Genomic DNA, 14,869 nt, shown 5'->3' with positions numbered 1-14,869 from the left:
CAGTGTGTGCTGCCGCGCAAGATTTTTGCGGCTGGCATTGAATAAAAGTGATATTTTACCGTTAGTAAAGAAATACAACAAAAGTATCTTGCAATGCACGACCCGGAGCGGGCGGCGGCAGGATTATTAATATACAGCGCATGACAGTGGGGGCATAATAAAAACTGTCATGCATCTTCCTGGATAAGGATGAGAAATGTTTCTTTTCGATATGGCGCCGTTGCGACAACTCCTAATGTCGCGCTGGATTGCCGGGGTGATTTTTTCGGGAGCGGTGCTGACTACACTTTTGCTGTGGATCAGCGAACGGCACCATGCGGAAGCATTGCAGGAGATACAATTCAGGCAATTCGTCGTCGGTGCAGCGGAAGATATTCAGCACAGGATAGAAGCCTACCGCCAGATATTGAAGGGTGTTGAACAGCTTTATACCTCTTCAGAGCATGTCTCTGCCGATGAATTCAAACTCTACGTGAACGACTTTATTGAGCGCCCCGGTGATGCCAGCCTGAGTGCCATTGGGTTTATCAAATATATCAACCTGCAGCACCCTGATACTTTTAAAGACCTGGAAATGCCTATCCAGAAACTGTTGCAGGAGCGCGGCAATTCGTACAAGGGGGCAGAGTTCGCCCCTATCATCTATGTGGAGCCGCGCAACGATACCAACCGCGAAGTATTGCTCAAGAATGCTTTTGGTCATGCGGCGATAAGGTCTGATTTGCTGGCGGCCGGGGATGGTGGACAGGTGATAATGGCTACCCATTCGATGATAGATGATATCTTGCCGCTGCGAAAACATTATGTGTTGCATGCGCCACTTTATCGCGGCAAGCTGGCGGATATTCCCGCGCATGACCGCCGCCGCTTGCTCAATGGCTGGGTATTTTTACGTTTCGATGTGGCGGTTTTCTTGAGTGAAGCGCTGCACCAGACAGAGCTTAGGCATTTGCATATTGATGTGTTTGACCATGTGAAAGGCAACGGTCAGACGCCGTTGTATCACAGCAATGACGAATCGCAACTGCACACACTCAAGGCGATTTACGGCATGTCTCATGTGCTGAGCATCAATGGGCAGGAATGGAGCTTGCGGGCCCGTTCCACCCCTGCGTTTGAAGCGACGATTGATTACGGGCAGGCCAATCGCATCGGTATTCTGGGAATTTTCCTCAGTATGTTGCTGGGCGGAATAGCCTATTTCGCAGTGATGCGTAGCCAGACCCAGCAGGCACTGGAAAAATTCAACCAGGAATTCAACACCAGCGAGCAGCGCTGGATGCTGGCGCTGGAAAGTACCGGTGATGGCCTGTGGGATTGGTATGTGCCTGAATCGCGCATTGTGTATTCTGACCGCTGGAAAAGCATGCTTGGATTCCAGCCTCATGAGTTTGATCACCAGCCTGCCAGCTGGCATAAACGTATTCATGAGGATGATTACCCGGCGGCGATGGCTATGCTGCAACAGGTACTGGATGGCGAGCGTGACCATTATGCAATGGAATACCGCATGGCGTGTAAGGATGGTAGCTGGAAATGGGTGTATGACCGCGGCATGGTGTTCAGGCGTGATGACGAGGGCAAGTCTCTGCGTTTGCTGGGCACTTTGGCAGATATTAGCAAAATCAAGCAATCTGAAGAGGCGATCTGGCAATACGCCAATGTGGATACGCTGACTGGCTTGCCAAACCGGCGCATGTTTTTTGACCGCCTGGACCAGCAATTACGACTTGTTAAGAACAATAACCATAAAGTGGCGATTATTTTTCTCGACCTCGACCGTTTTAAAGAGGTGAATGATTCGCAAGGGCATGACCAGGGCGACCTGTTGCTGAAACATGCTGGTCAGCGCCTGACACAATGTATCGATGAAAACGGCCTGGTGGCTAGGTTGGGCGGCGACGAATTTGTATTGATGCTCACCGAGGCACATGCTGCTTATGTTGAGGATATTGCACAGAAGGTGATTGATAGTTTGTCTATGCCATTCAAGCTGGAGCATACCCATGCTTATGTCGCCGCCAGCCTCGGTATTGCGATTTTTCCGGATGATGCCAGTAATAAAGATGACCTGATGAAACGGGTGGATCAGGCCATGTATGCCTCCAAGCAGAAGGGCGGTAACTGCTTTACCTACTTTACGCCGCGTATGCAGGAGCACGCAGAGAATCGCATGCTGCTGTCGCACGATTTGCATATGGCGATTAAGGGCCAGCAGTTTTTTCTCGAATACCAGCCGGTGGTGAACCTGCAAAGTAACGCTGTGTTAAAAGCGGAAGCGCTGATACGCTGGCAGCACCCGGTAAAAGGCGTTATCCCGCCGATGGAGTTTATTGGGATTGCAGAAGATACCTTGCTGATAGTGCCGATAGGCGAGTGGGTATTTAAAACCGCGATTGAGCAATGCCGTGCATGGCGGGAGAGTTTGCATGCTGATTTCCAGGTGGCGATCAATAAATCCCCGGTGCAGTTTGCGGCAGAGTATAAAAAGCAGCAGGATTGGCTAAAAGATATTTCAAACGGCATGACTGAGCGCAATATGGTGGTGGTGGAAATCACCGAGCGCTTGCTGATGGATGCTAATTCCCAGGTGAGTGAACGCCTGGCACTTTATCAGCAGGCGGGTGTGCAGGTGGCGCTGGATGATTTTGGTACTGGCTATTCATCATTGTCTTACCTGAAAAAATTCCCGATTGATTATGTCAAGATAGACCGTTCATTTGTGCGCGAACTGGAGACTTCCAGTGAGGATGCAGCTTTGTGCCGCGCCATCATCATGATGGCACATAGCCTCGGCATGCAGGTGATTGCGGAAGGCATTGAAAGCCAGTGCCAGTTGGAAATATTGCGCGATATGGGTTGTGATCACGGCCAGGGTTTCTATTTCTCGCGGCCATTGCGGCCCGATGATTTCGTGGCATGGGTGCAGCAGTGGCAGCAACATCCGGTCGCGCAATAGCTACACCTCAAATCATCACGTGCTGCTATTTGCTATGTAATTGCAGCATCGCTTTTTCAAACTGCCCTTGAGCCAGCAGGTCGGTCACGGTAGTGGACTTGATAATGCTCTCATCAATCGCCTGCTGTTCTTCTTTACCCGCTGCTTTCAGCACATAATTTACCACTTCTGCCTTGTTGCCAGGGTGGCCTATACCTAACCGCAGACGCCAGTAATCCGCCGTATTCAAGGCGGCATGGATATCACGCAGGCCATTATGGCCACCGTGCCCGCCGCCAAACTTCAGTTTGGCCTGGCCGGGTGGCAGATCCAGTTCATCATGTACCACCAGTATCTCGGTTGGCGTGATTTTGTAGTAATTGGCAATCGCCGCGACAGATTTGCCACTGGCGTTCATAAACGTGGTCGGTTTAAGCAACCATTTATCCGTGTGCGGTTGCCATTTGCCGGCGATACCAAACAGCCTGGCTTCAGCAGACAGGCGACTACCGGATTGCTGTCCCAATAAATCGACCAGCCAGAAGCCAGCGTTATGCCGGGTCATGGTGTATTTCTCGCCCGGATTACCCAACCCTACAATTAATTTGATCCCGCTCATGCCATTGTCTTTGATTAAAATGCGCAGCGATCAAATTGGCCGCTGTGAGTAAACGTGCTAATAAAAAAACGCGCACAAGGTTGTGCGCGTTTATTTTAGCGTTAAAACGACTGTAAAGCCGATTATTCCGCTGCTGGTGTCTCTACTTCAGCTTCAGCCGCATCGTCTTCACCACCGCGTGGTTTCAGAATCGTTGCGATCGCTGCATCAGCACCGTGTGCCAGTTGTACGAATTCAACGCCTTTAGGCAGTTTTACTTCTGACAAGTGTACTGAGTGGCCGGTTTCCAGGTTACCCAGGTCGATTTCAATAAACTCTGGCAGGTCTTTTGCCAGGCAGCTGATATCAGCTTCAGTCTGGATGTGGGAGATGCTACCGCCGCCCAGTTTCACGCCAGGTGCTGCATCTTCGTTTACGAAGTGGAAAGGCACTTTCACGTGGATTTTTTCTGAAGCAGACACACGCTGGAAGTCGATGTGCTGGATGGTATTGCGCACCGGGTGCAGTTGGTAGTCACGCAGTAATACGCTTTCTGTTTTGCCATCCAGAACCAGGCTCAGGATAGAAGCGTGGAACGCTTCGTGGCGGAACTGCAGAAACAATTCTTTGTGATCAAACTCGAGGGAGACAGCAGGCTGCTCACCACCATATACGACACCTGGCACACTGCCAGCGCGACGCAGGCGGCGGCTCGCACCCGTACCTTTAACGTCACGTTTGACGGCTTTAATTTCGATACTCATTTGAGAACTCCTAAAAACACCATAAATGGTGGTACTGCACTAAAATCCACCCGCCGCGACCAGCTGGTGGTGTAAATCTAAACTTTTAATTCTGGGCTATTCAGCCTTAGTCCATGCCATCTAACTTGATTTATGGATTTTCAATCCATGCTATTTAACTTAATTTATGGATTTTCAATCCATAAATAGCGAAGAAACGGATTCTTCCTGGCTGATACGCTTGATGGTTTCTGCCAATAATGTGGCGGCACTCAGCTGGCGTATCTTTGGACAGTTCTGTGCATTGGTGTTCAATGCAATGGTGTTGGTCACTACCAGCTCATCCAGCTCGGAAGCCATGATGCGCTCGCCTGCACCACCGGACAATACCGGGTGGGTGGCATATGCCACCACTTTCAATGCACCCTGGTTTTTCAAGGCAGCAGCGGCTTCACACAGTGTGTTTGCCGTATCCACCATATCATCCATGATGACACAGGTACGGCCTTCCACTTCACCAATAATATTCATGACCTTGGCAACGTTCGCTTTCGGGCGGCGTTTGTCGATAATCGCCAGGTCGGCATTCAGTTGTTTGGCGGCGGCGCGTGCACGTACTACACCACCCACATCTGGTGACACTACCACCAGGTTTTCATACTTTTGTTCTACCAGGTCATCCAGCAAAATCGGCGTGGCATAAATGTTATCAACCGGGATATCAAAGAAACCCTGAATCTGGTCAGAGTGCAGATCCATGGTCAGCAAGCGGTTGACACCCACGCTGGTCAGCATATTAGCGACTACTTTTGCGGTGATCGCGACACGGGCAGAGCGCGGGCGTCTGTCTTGGCGTGAATAACCGAGGTAGGGAATCGCTGCGGTGATGCGTCCGGCAGATGAACGGCGCAATGCGTCCACCATCACCATGACTTCCATCAGGCTGTCATTGGTCGGATAGCTGGTGGATTGCAGCACGAATACATCGCGGCCGCGTACGTTTTCCAGCAGCTCGAGCATGATCTCACCATCTGAAAACCGGCCAACATCGGCGCGCCCTAATTCAATGCCCAAATGCGTGGCAACTTCTTGTGCCAGTACCGGATTGGCATTGCCGGTAAAAACCATCATGTTGGCATTACTCAACGTTGAACCCTTTTCAGCGAAAACGATGTTTTAAAACCCGAATTCCTGCCGGAGGCAGAAATCTACAAAAAAATAAGCGTGTAAATTGTTAAATCTACACGCTTTATATTTGGCTGAGGAGGAAGGATTCGAACCTTCGCATGCCGGAATCAAAATCCGGTGCCTTAACCAGCTTGGCGACTCCCCAAAAACTTGTCTTAACTATCACTTTACTGCTGGCGATTTAATCTTTCGCCGAGCTGAAAAGCGGATGGTATTTTAACCCTTTTGCCCAAAAACCAGAAGTGTTTTCTGGTCTGTTTGCAATCAATTCATCTGCTTTTTTTGCATTGTCTACCGCAACAAATACTGAAGCGCCGGAGCCACTCATACGAGCATCGCCGTATTGTTTTAACCAGGCCAACGTATTGTTAACTTCAGGGTAGAGCGCACAAACAACCGGTTCCATATCGTTTCTGACTTGCTGCCAGAACGCGCTGGAATTAGCGCCGTTTGAAAAGTCCGCTATTCTCAATGGTTTTGAATCTCTTGTCAATGCTTGGTGTGCAAATATTTCAGCCGTTGGAACCTGAATTTGCGGGGTAATCACCACATAGTATTTATTCATAATCTCAGGCGGTAATTCGACTGCAGAAAGCTGCTCGCCTACGCCTTCTGCCCAGGCAGGTTGACCAAAGATAAATACCGGGACATCGGCGCCCAGTGTTAACCCAATCTGCATCAGTTGCTGGCGGGTATAGCCTAATTGCCATAATTGGTTCAGGGCTAGCAGCACAGTTGCAGCATCCGAGCTGCCGCCGCCCAGTCCGCCACCCATAGGCGTACGTTTGGTGCAATGGATGTCGGCGCCGAGCCGGCAGTTGCTGGATATTTGTAAAGCGCGCGCCGCGCGTATGGTCAGGTCATTTTCCGGCAATACACCCGGCAAGGGGTTTTGCAGCAAAAGTTGCCCATCTGTGCGCAGTGTGATGCGCAGGTCATCACCATGGTCCAGCAGCAGGAAAATACTTTGCAATGCATGGTAGCCATCTGCACGGCGGCCGGTGATATGTAAAAACAGGTTGAGTTTGCACGGGGCGAGAAATAATGAAGCATCCATGCGCGTATTGTAAAGCATGCGCATGAATTACCAAGTGTTGTTACTCCAGGATCATGCGGCCCTGGCTATCCTGAATCGGGCGCAGGTTAGGTTCACCTATCGCCTGTTGCAGGCTGGTCAGTTGCCCCTTGGAGATTTTCAAGGCTTCTTTCATGATGATCCACTGAACGCCTTCCGTGCATGGCGGCGAAGTCAATGAGCCGGTGTAGCGGTAATAAGCCGGTTTTGCAGGCATCAAGTCTGCCGGTGTGACGCGGATAGCCAGTGACTTGCTTTGCTCTTTCTCTTTCGGGACGCTGTTAAGCAGCGTGTCTATCGTGCTGTTGGCCGCGCCTTCTTCCATCATCACGGCAATAATCACACGATGACCGGCTTTGTCCTCATGCACCATCTGCAATTCTGCCGCATAGGACTTCTGTTTGATCTGGTGCTCGGAAGGCGCATGCACGCTGATATATTTCAACTGGTATGGCTTTTGGTCCAACACCATCATATTGCCGGTCCCCGCATCGAGGATCAAGCTGTGATTTTTCAGCGCGATGTTCTTCAGCGGGAATTTCTGCAAGCGTTTGATCGGCTTGAGTGCTGCGGTAATCGTATTGTCCACATTGATCGGCGATTGCTGGCTGCCTGCGTTACACACGGCATAGTCTGGGTTGAGGCTGCCCCATTTCTCGGGTCCGCGTGGACCACTATATGCCCAGGATTTATCCTCTTTATTATCTTTTGCGGATTTGTCTTTGGCATGCTCTGCAGCAGGCGGCTGTTCAGACTTTTTGGCGGCAGCTTCCTTGGCCGAAGTCTCTTTCCCGGCTGCCGGTTTTTCTTCTGCCGGTTTCGCCGCGGCAGTATTTTGACCAGTTGCTTTATCTGCAGGTTTACTGGCCGCTTTGTCGGCAGGCTTGGTTTCTGCGGGCGTGGCAGGGGCTGGCTCAGCCACACTGTTGGTAGCAGCCGGTTTATCTTTATCGCTGGCGACCGCAGGTTGTATCGGGTTGGCGGCACGGTTAGCGATGGCTTCAGCGCGCTGTTTTTCCTTGGCTTGCCATTTGCAGGCATATTGCTGGGTGATTTCCACTTCGGAATCAGGCACTGGCTCGATAAAGTCAGCCTGCTTGAGTGTGGTGCCTGCGGAATAGACCAGTTCACCCTGGTCATATTGAAACACCTGTATGGTCGCCGCTTTGCGCTTGGCGCAATCGAAATACCACAAGGCTTTGGCGTGGTTGTACACACGATCCACCGATTCCACATTTTTCTGCGGCTCGCGGTAATCCACTTTCACCCAGGCTTTAATATAGGTTTTTTCTTCTACCAGTGACTGTTTGTCCACCATCAACTGGTTGTTGTCTGTTTTCTTGATCGATAGCCATTGTGCTGCTTGTCCATCCACAGGGCGCAAGCAGGCGAGTACCAGTAGGCTGGAGGCTAGCCAAAAACGGGAGAAATTGAGTGAAAACAGATAACGGCTCATAGTGCCATTATCGACAGCTGGTGGTGAATCTTTAGTTAAAAACGCAGCGTTTTGCGGGAAGCTATATGCAGCGCGGTCCTGATACCTGGTTTGGGGTTGAGTTAAATTAGCAGGGCTGAGTTACCAATGCTGGATCACCAGTTTCAACCTGACGTCCTGCTGCTGCAAACGGGTAGTGTATGGCAAGGACTCTGTCATACCATTAAGTGCAGTGGCCTGGTAATCCTCGTATTCGATACGCCAGTCATCCTGCGTGAGTGTGGCTGGTTCGCCGCTGGCGAGGTAGCTGGCCTGGTAAGGGCTGGCGTTATGCGGTATGCCTAATATCCACTGGCTCAAACCTGCCAGCGGCAAGCGCCAGCCCAGCAAACGCTCGGTCAGGCTGGCGACATCGGCGGCATGGTGTTGCTTGCCATTCTGGTCTGTCAGCGTCACCGATTGTGCGGTGCGATGAATCAGCGCGACCTGTTGGCCGAGCGGGCTGAAAATCCGCATATGGTCTTCCTGGCCTGCATGTTGCCATTCCAGGCGGGCCGTGTAGCCTTTACCGCTATATTGCACGGCCAGTTTGGCTTCGAGGGAGAACTGCTGGACGGCCGCCAGTTTCTGCATACGTTGCTGCGTCGCGCTGTTGGCAGTCTGGCTCAAAGGTGGCTTGGGCACGGTGCTGCAAGCAGTCACCGTGATTGCTAACAAACAGGCGGCAGCCATTCTGCCCCACGCCAGGGGAATTGGCATTTGCAGCATACGCATTACAGGCTGGATTTCAGTTTCTGTGCGGTCGAAGCCAGCACTTCATTATCAGGGTTGGCAGACAGTGCCTGATCCAGTATCTGTTTGGCTTCCTCACGCTGGCCCTGTTTCCACAATACTTCGGCCAGGTGCGCGGCAATTTCCGGGTCTTGCTGGATGGCATAGGCGCGGCGTAACTGTTCTATCGCATGGCCAATGTCGCCCAGCCTGTAATACACCCAGCCCAGGCTGTCCATGATGTAATGGTCTTCAGGGGACAGCTTGGTCGCGGTTTCAATCAGGTTTTTCGCTTCGACCAGGTTGATGTTGCGGTCAGCATACGAATAACCCAGTGCATTGTAGGCGGCAGCAAAATCCGGCTTGAGTTTGATGACTTTATTTAAAGTATCTTCCATGACCTTGAAGTTACCTACGCGTTCGGCATTCAGGGCGTAATCATATAAAAGTTCGGGGCTGTCCGGATATGTCTGCACCGCTTTTTCGAGCAGCGCATAGGCTTCTTTAGTGCGTTTCGCTTGGTTGAGCATTAAAGCCTGGTTTTGAATGACCAGGGTCTGTTGTTCAGCAGTCAGTCCATTGACGTTGTCCAGCATGGTGATCGCGGCATCAATACCATCGCGACGCGAAATAATCGCCGCGGCGGCAAACCTGCCAGCCAGGAACTGTTCGCCATCGTTAATTTTGTCAAACCATTGCAGGGCACGTGCATCATCGTGCTGTTCTGCGGCAGAGCGGCCCAGGTTGAAATAAATCCTGTTAGGCTCCTTGAAGCCGACGTTCAGGGCATGTTCCAGATAGCGGTCTGCAAACTCATACTCTTTCGCATCCAGTGCCAGCAAGCCGACAATGACATTCATTTCAGGATTGTTCTGGTGTCTTTCCACCAGTTTTGTGAACTCCACTTTGGCCTCGGCGGCATTTTTCTGGACTAACAGAGTGCGAGCCAGTGCCAGCCTGATCTGGTCAGCATCGGGGTGATCTTTGAGGAATTCACGGTAGTAGGCGATGCCTTTTTGCGGGTCTTTTTCGCTCAGCATCTGGCCGCGGATTTGCGCCGGTGCTTCCCAGCCCGGACGCAGTTTTGAGGCCTCTTTCAGCTCTTTTTCCATCAAGGCTTCATTGCGCGCAAAATAGGCCGCCTGCGAGATGGCAAAATGCGCTTCTGGCAATTTAGGGTAAGGCTTGGCCAGCAGCTGTATGGTTTCCAGCACACTTTTTTTATCTGTCACGCGCATCATCAGACTGTTGAGTTCCATAAACGCACTTGGGCGGATACGTTCATCGGCCAGTACCTTCTGGATATTCGGCACCGCTTTTTTCAATTCACCGTTGGCAATCAGTAACTGGCTGGCGGTCTGTGCAGCGGGGATGGAGTCCGGCACCAGTTCTGACCACAACTCTGCCGAAGGTAGAGCCAGTTGCGGTGCGCGTGCGATGGTGGCTGCCTGGGTGGCGCGTTCTGCCAGCAAAGGGTCGCGCGTCTGTTTGGCTAAATCCAGAAACAACTGGCTGGCGAGCACAAACTCACCGCGCTGGGCGGCGACTTCGCCGAGCAGGTATTTGTAAACAAACTCGGCAGTGGGGGTGGTCATGGTGGCCGTGGTGCTGGCAGACCAGACAGGAGGAGCCATTAACGCAAGCCACAGCGCCAACGCCGGACGGCGCAATAAAGTAGGTTTGAGCTTGAAATGGCGGGTTTGAGGCATACTGGATTCCTGTTTAATAATGCTGTTCTTTAAGTCTGTTTTTGAAGGCTAAGGTGACGGGCACGAAGCGGGCTAAAGTAAGGCTGAATTTTAGTTTAGTCCGTGACAGTTGCTGCAAGTTCATCCATAATGTGCGATTTGTAAATGAATTGTAATTGGCGTCTTGATGCAGGTTAAAACGTCGTGTATGTCACTATAACTTTTTGGTGAAAACTTTGTCTAGGAATTTACTTGCCGGTATTGCATTCAAACGGTGAGTAATATTAGTATCAAAGAGTCCCTGGGCAGCAAGTGTGTGGAAGAATTATGGCAAATTTGACAGTAGAAGCAATTGAGTTGACCCGTCTTTATGGAGGTCGCGCCGCGGTGAGCGATGTGACTTTCAACCTGCAGCAGGGCCAGGTATTAGGTTTTCTAGGGCCAAACGGCGCGGGTAAATCGACCACCATGAAAATGTTGACCGGTAATCTGGCACCGAGTGCCGGGAGCGTCAAAATCTGTGGCATCGACATGATCGAAAGCCCCAAGGAAGCCAAAGCCTTAATCGGCTACCTGCCTGAAATGCGTCCTTTATATAAAGAATTTACAGTAGACGAATACCTGACCATTGCTGCGCGCCTGCACAATGTCTCCAGCAAGCATCTTAAAAAAGCGGTTGAGCATGCCAAAGAGCGCTGTGGCTTGACGCATATGAGCAAGCGCCTGATTGAGAACCTGTCTAACGGTTACCAGCAGCGTGTGGGCATTGCCCAGGCCATTATTCATAACCCGATGGTGGTGATTCTCGATGAACCCACCGTCGGCCTGGATCCTATCCAGATCCGCGATATCCGTGCCCTGATCAAGGAGATCGGCCAGGAACACAGTGTGATCGTGTCTACCCATATCCTGCCGGAAGTGGAAATGGTCTGTGACCATGTGCAGATCATCGACAAGGGCAAGCTGGTGTTCAATGGCGGCATCGATGTGCTCAAGCAGCAGCGCATTGGTAACAAGCTGCTGGTGGGCCTGCGCCAGGTGCCGGATGTTACGCAACTACTGGCGATTGACGGGGTGGCGGAAGCCGAACCGGCAGATGGCCTGTGGCGTATCCGTTTCAATGAAGGCAGCCAGCCGCACGAAGCCATTGTGCAGGCCGCAGTGAAACACGGCTGGGGGCTGTACCATATCGCGCCTGACCAGACCAGCCTGGAAGATGTCTTCGTCCAGCTCACCTATCAGGACGCTGCCAGTTCTACCGACCTCCCAAAAGCGGCGTAAGCTGACCAGCAAGACCACCTATGTTGAAAGACCTCCAATGTTGAATATTGCAAGAAAAGAGCTGCAAAGCATGTTCGCCTCACCGATGGGGTGGATTATCCTGGCGGTGATCGCCGCCATGTTTGGTAACTACTTTGCCAATGGCGTGACTGATTACCTGGATGTTGCCTCCGGTGCCATCCGCCCGGCAGAAAGGTTTGGTATTACGCAATCTGTATCGCAGAGCGTGTATGGGTCAGCGTCATTTATCATGCTGTTCGCCGTGCCTTTGCTATCCATGCGGCTGATTGCTGAAGAGCGCCGTAGCCAGACCATGCCATTTTTGTTCAGCTCGCCGTTATCGATCACTGATATCGTCGTTGGCAAGTTTTTAGGCCTGATGGCCTTCCTGGCGACATTGATCATATATATAGGCCTGATGCTGTCTACGCTGAACCTGTGGTCGGACATCGATTTTGGCTACATTGTGGCGAATACCATAGGCTTGTTTTTGCTGGTTGGCAGCTTCTGTGCATTAGGGATTTACTTCTCCAGCCTGACATCGCAGCCGATTATCGCCGGTATCCTGAGCTTTATTTTTTCTTTTATCCTGATGATCCTGGGACGTTTTTTCGCCAATGATCCTACCAACGTCGCAGGCCAGTTTTCTTTCTCTACGCATTTTCAATCGTTCGCCAGCGGGCTGATTGATACCGCTGACCTGGCCTTCTTTATTTTATTTATCGTGACATTTTTAACATTGACCATCCGTCGCCTGGATGCTGATCGTCTGCGCGGTTAACGCGAACTGATTTTGAGTTTGAAAGCATTATGAAAATTAATCGTAAGTTAAGACTGCAGTTGCTGGCCCAAAACTGGATGTTTGTGCTGGTGTTTCTGGCCCTGATCGTCATGCTGGGCTACCTCTCAAGTCAATATCGCTGGACCAGGGATATCACCCAGGCCAACCGCAATATCCTGACCCAGGGCAGTGTCAACGTGCTCAAGCAAATGGATGGCGATATCAATATCACCGTCTACGCCACCAAGGATGATGCAAATAACGGCGATACTTTCCGCAAGGGGATGCTTGATTTCGTCGCACGTTACCAGCGTGAAAAGAAAAATATCTTCATCACCTTCGTCAATCCATCCGAAGAGCCCAAGCTGGCGCAGGAAGCCGGCGTCAAGGTCGATGGCGAAACCATTGTCGAATACAACAAGCGTAGCGAGCATATCAATCCGCCGTTTGCCGAACAGGAAATGACCAATCTGCTGGTGCGCCTGTCACGCACCAATAACCAGCCGGTTATGTACCTGGATGGGCATGGCGAGCGCTTGTTGCAAGGTGTGAAAAACCACGACCTCGGCGAGTTCGGCAAACAGCTGGAAAGCAAAGGTTTTAAATTTGCCAACCCGGATTTGACCATTGCCCAGGAAGTCCCTGCCAACGGTTCCATGCTGGTGATCGCAGCACCGCAGGTAGACGTCAGTGCGGTAGAAGCCAAAAAAATCAAAGCCTATATCGAGGCCGGTGGCAATGTGCTGTGGTTGCTGGATGACGACAACCTGCGTGGATTGCAGGAAGTGGCTGATTATCTTGGCATTAAAGTATCACCAGGCATGGTGGTCGACCGTACTGCTGAGCAGTACGGCGCCGACCCTAAAATGTCATTTGCCAGCCTGTATGGTGACCATCCGGTGACGCGTAACTTTATGTTGCGTACCGTATTCCCGGAAGCGCATGAAGTCGATGGTCGCGCATCGGACGACTTAGGCTGGAAAGTGGGACGCCTGATCGATGTGGCCCAGAACGGCTGGCTGGAGTCAGACAAAATCCCTGCCGGGGCACAAAACCTCAAAGTACGTTTTGACCATGGCAAGGATAAACCTGGCCCTATCAATATCGGTGTGGCGCTGGAGCGTCAGTACGGTAAAAAAGGGCAGCGCGTGGTGGTGATCGGTAATGCAAACTTCCTGGCAAATACCTTTATTACCAATGGCGGTAACCTGGATCTGGGGATCAACATCATTAACTGGCTGGCTGGCGATGACCGCCTGATTACCATCCAGCCTATGCCGTTGAAGGATATCAATATCAACATCCCTTCCGGCTCGATAGCAGCATTGATCGTGGGCTATGGTACGCAATATGTATTGCCGGTAGTCATTCTGATTGCGGGCATGTTCTTGTGGTGGAAACGCCGCAAAGCCTGAGTTTGAATTGTTAAAGTCGTATCGCGCACGGAGTTGCTTGCAATGAAAAAAAGATGGATATTGAACCTGTTGCTGCTGGCATTCGTGGTTGGGATTGCGCTTTTCCTGCACCTGAAACCAGAACAGAAAGCAACCATTGCCAAGTTCGATGTATCTACGCTTAAAATGGCAGATGCAGATTCATTGAAGATTGAGTTTCCGGCCAAGGCGCCGACTATTTTTGAACGGCAGGACGGCTACTGGGTAATGCGTAAACCGTATGCTGCCCGCGCCGATCAAATGTCCGTCCAGCGCGCCCTGTCTGTCATTGCCGCCACCAGTGGTACCAAACTGCCATTGCAGGATGCTGCCAAGTATGGACTGGATCAACCGGAGTTAAGAGTGACTCTATCCGGCAAACAAGGCGAGCATGTGTTCACTTTTGGTACGCATAATCCGGTGACTGAAGAGCAATATGTCGGCTATGCGGGTAATGTATATTTGCTGGCAGGGCAATATAGCGAAGCGGCAGCGACACAGCCGATTGAAATGGTGGATAAAAATCCATTATCCCCGGCAGAGCGCAAACAGCTGGCTGGTTTTGACCTGGCGCATCTGGAGCAATGGGAAGAGAATGCACTCAAGGTGCAACTGGCGACCGATGGCAAATGGTCAGCGAATGACCCTAAAGCTAAACCAACACAGAACGAAATGAATGAGTGGCTGGACTTCACCTGGACACAAGCACAGGCCACTTCTGTCGAAGTGTATACCCCGGATCGCAGACAGCCCCATCCTTCATTTGAAGTGATATTGCGCGATGGCAAGAAGGTGCATTTTGACAAAATACAGGAATCGCCTGAGTACCTGCTGGCCCGCCCGGATGAAGGCATCATTTATCACTTCCCCAATGATGTTGGCTTCACGATGGTCAACCCGCCGGTGAATATCCAGGCACCCAAGAGTAAGTAAGCACC

12 protein-coding genes and 1 tRNA gene are annotated in these 14,869 nt (G+C 51.3%); 5 read left to right on the top strand and 8 right to left on the bottom strand.

From position 1 onward, the window contains the following. Positions 1–196: 196 nt before the first annotated feature. On the top strand, positions 197–2,959 hold the full coding sequence (locus ACFQ2T_RS05815; RefSeq protein WP_379031751.1) for a bifunctional diguanylate cyclase/phosphodiesterase: 2,763 nt from the start codon (positions 197–199) through the stop codon (positions 2,957–2,959). Positions 2,960–2,984: 25 nt separating this feature from the next. Here the strand turns inward: ACFQ2T_RS05815 and pth are convergent, their stop codons facing one another. The 8 genes from pth to ACFQ2T_RS05775 form a co-directional block, all read right to left on the bottom strand. Then, positions 2,985–3,557: an aminoacyl-tRNA hydrolase gene (gene pth / locus ACFQ2T_RS05810; RefSeq protein WP_379031748.1), complete on the bottom strand. Its 573-nt coding sequence runs from the start codon at positions 3,555–3,557 to the stop codon at positions 2,985–2,987. Between the two features lie 122 nt (positions 3,558–3,679). Then, entirely contained in the window at positions 3,680–4,300 is a 621-nt protein-coding gene (locus ACFQ2T_RS05805) for a 50S ribosomal protein L25/general stress protein Ctc (RefSeq protein WP_379031745.1), read from the bottom strand. Positions 4,301–4,474: 174 nt separating this feature from the next. Then, a complete protein-coding gene (locus ACFQ2T_RS05800) occupies positions 4,475–5,410 on the bottom strand; it encodes a ribose-phosphate pyrophosphokinase (RefSeq protein ID WP_379033904.1) in 936 nt (311 codons plus the stop codon). A gap of 125 nt (positions 5,411–5,535) precedes the next feature. Then, positions 5,536–5,612, bottom strand: a tRNA-Gln gene (locus ACFQ2T_RS05795). Positions 5,613–5,648: 36 nt separating this feature from the next. Then, a complete protein-coding gene (ispE, locus tag ACFQ2T_RS05790) occupies positions 5,649–6,548 on the bottom strand; it encodes a 4-(cytidine 5'-diphospho)-2-C-methyl-D-erythritol kinase (protein ID WP_379031742.1) in 900 nt (299 codons plus the stop codon). A 16-nt stretch (positions 6,549–6,564) separates the two neighbouring features. Continuing rightward, complete coding sequence (locus ACFQ2T_RS05785; protein WP_379031739.1) at positions 6,565–7,998, bottom strand: carbonic anhydrase; 1,434 nt, start codon at positions 7,996–7,998, stop codon at positions 6,565–6,567. Positions 7,999–8,118: 120 nt separating this feature from the next. Then, entirely contained in the window at positions 8,119–8,751 is a 633-nt protein-coding gene (gene lolB / locus ACFQ2T_RS05780; RefSeq protein ID WP_379031736.1) for a lipoprotein insertase outer membrane protein LolB, read from the bottom strand. Further along, on the bottom strand, positions 8,751–10,457 hold the full coding sequence (locus ACFQ2T_RS05775) for a tetratricopeptide repeat protein (protein WP_379031734.1): 1,707 nt from the start codon (positions 10,455–10,457) through the stop codon (positions 8,751–8,753). Before ACFQ2T_RS05775 ends, lolB begins: the two co-directional genes overlap by 1 nt. 306 nt (positions 10,458–10,763) lie before the next feature. On the opposite strand from ACFQ2T_RS05775, the gene ACFQ2T_RS05770 reads away from it, so the two are divergent. Genes ACFQ2T_RS05770 through ACFQ2T_RS05755 form a run of 4 tightly spaced genes read left to right on the top strand, consistent with a single transcriptional unit; the run spans position 10,764 to position 14,864 of the window. Then, positions 10,764–11,717 carry an ABC transporter ATP-binding protein gene (locus ACFQ2T_RS05770; RefSeq protein WP_379031731.1) on the top strand — a complete coding sequence of 318 codons (954 nt, stop codon included), beginning with the start codon at positions 10,764–10,766 and terminating at the stop codon, positions 11,715–11,717. 37 nt (positions 11,718–11,754) lie between these two features. Beyond that, positions 11,755–12,498, top strand: coding sequence for an ABC transporter permease (locus ACFQ2T_RS05765; RefSeq protein WP_379031728.1), 744 nt, complete (start codon positions 11,755–11,757; stop codon positions 12,496–12,498). A 29-nt stretch (positions 12,499–12,527) separates the two neighbouring features. Continuing rightward, positions 12,528–13,913 (top strand): GldG family protein, encoded by a 1,386-nt coding sequence (locus ACFQ2T_RS05760; protein ID WP_379031725.1) that lies wholly within the window; start codon positions 12,528–12,530, stop codon positions 13,911–13,913. Positions 13,914–13,955: 42 nt separating this feature from the next. Then, positions 13,956–14,864, top strand: a complete 909-nt coding sequence (locus ACFQ2T_RS05755; protein WP_379031723.1) for a DUF4340 domain-containing protein — start codon at positions 13,956–13,958, stop codon at positions 14,862–14,864. The last annotated feature ends 5 nt before the right edge of the window (positions 14,865–14,869 follow it).

The organism is Methylophilus flavus, from assembly GCF_042678905.1.
Classification (GTDB): Bacteria; Pseudomonadota; Gammaproteobacteria; order Burkholderiales; family Methylophilaceae; genus Methylophilus; species Methylophilus flavus.
Note: the sequence above shows the minus strand (reverse complement) of the source record. Positions and strands in the feature narration are given on the sequence as shown.

Coding starts and splice junctions, on each gene's coding strand:
- ACFQ2T_RS05815 (WP_379031751.1), top strand. CDS start 197: ATGTTTCTTTTCGATATGGCGCCGTTGCGACAACTCCTAATGTCGCGC.
- pth (WP_379031748.1), bottom strand. CDS start 3,557: ATGAGCGGGATCAAATTAATTGTAGGGTTGGGTAATCCGGGCGAGAAA.
- ACFQ2T_RS05805 (WP_379031745.1), bottom strand. CDS start 4,300: ATGAGTATCGAAATTAAAGCCGTCAAACGTGACGTTAAAGGTACGGGT.
- ACFQ2T_RS05800 (WP_379033904.1), bottom strand. CDS start 5,410: ATGATGGTTTTTACCGGCAATGCCAATCCGGTACTGGCACAAGAAGTT.
- ispE (WP_379031742.1), bottom strand. CDS start 6,548: ATGCGCATGCTTTACAATACGCGCATGGATGCTTCATTATTTCTCGCC.
- ACFQ2T_RS05785 (WP_379031739.1), bottom strand. CDS start 7,998: ATGAGCCGTTATCTGTTTTCACTCAATTTCTCCCGTTTTTGGCTAGCC.
- lolB (WP_379031736.1), bottom strand. CDS start 8,751: ATGCGTATGCTGCAAATGCCAATTCCCCTGGCGTGGGGCAGAATGGCT.
- ACFQ2T_RS05775 (WP_379031734.1), bottom strand. CDS start 10,457: ATGCCTCAAACCCGCCATTTCAAGCTCAAACCTACTTTATTGCGCCGT.
- ACFQ2T_RS05770 (WP_379031731.1), top strand. CDS start 10,764: ATGGCAAATTTGACAGTAGAAGCAATTGAGTTGACCCGTCTTTATGGA.
- ACFQ2T_RS05765 (WP_379031728.1), top strand. CDS start 11,755: ATGTTGAATATTGCAAGAAAAGAGCTGCAAAGCATGTTCGCCTCACCG.
- ACFQ2T_RS05760 (WP_379031725.1), top strand. CDS start 12,528: ATGAAAATTAATCGTAAGTTAAGACTGCAGTTGCTGGCCCAAAACTGG.
- ACFQ2T_RS05755 (WP_379031723.1), top strand. CDS start 13,956: ATGAAAAAAAGATGGATATTGAACCTGTTGCTGCTGGCATTCGTGGTT.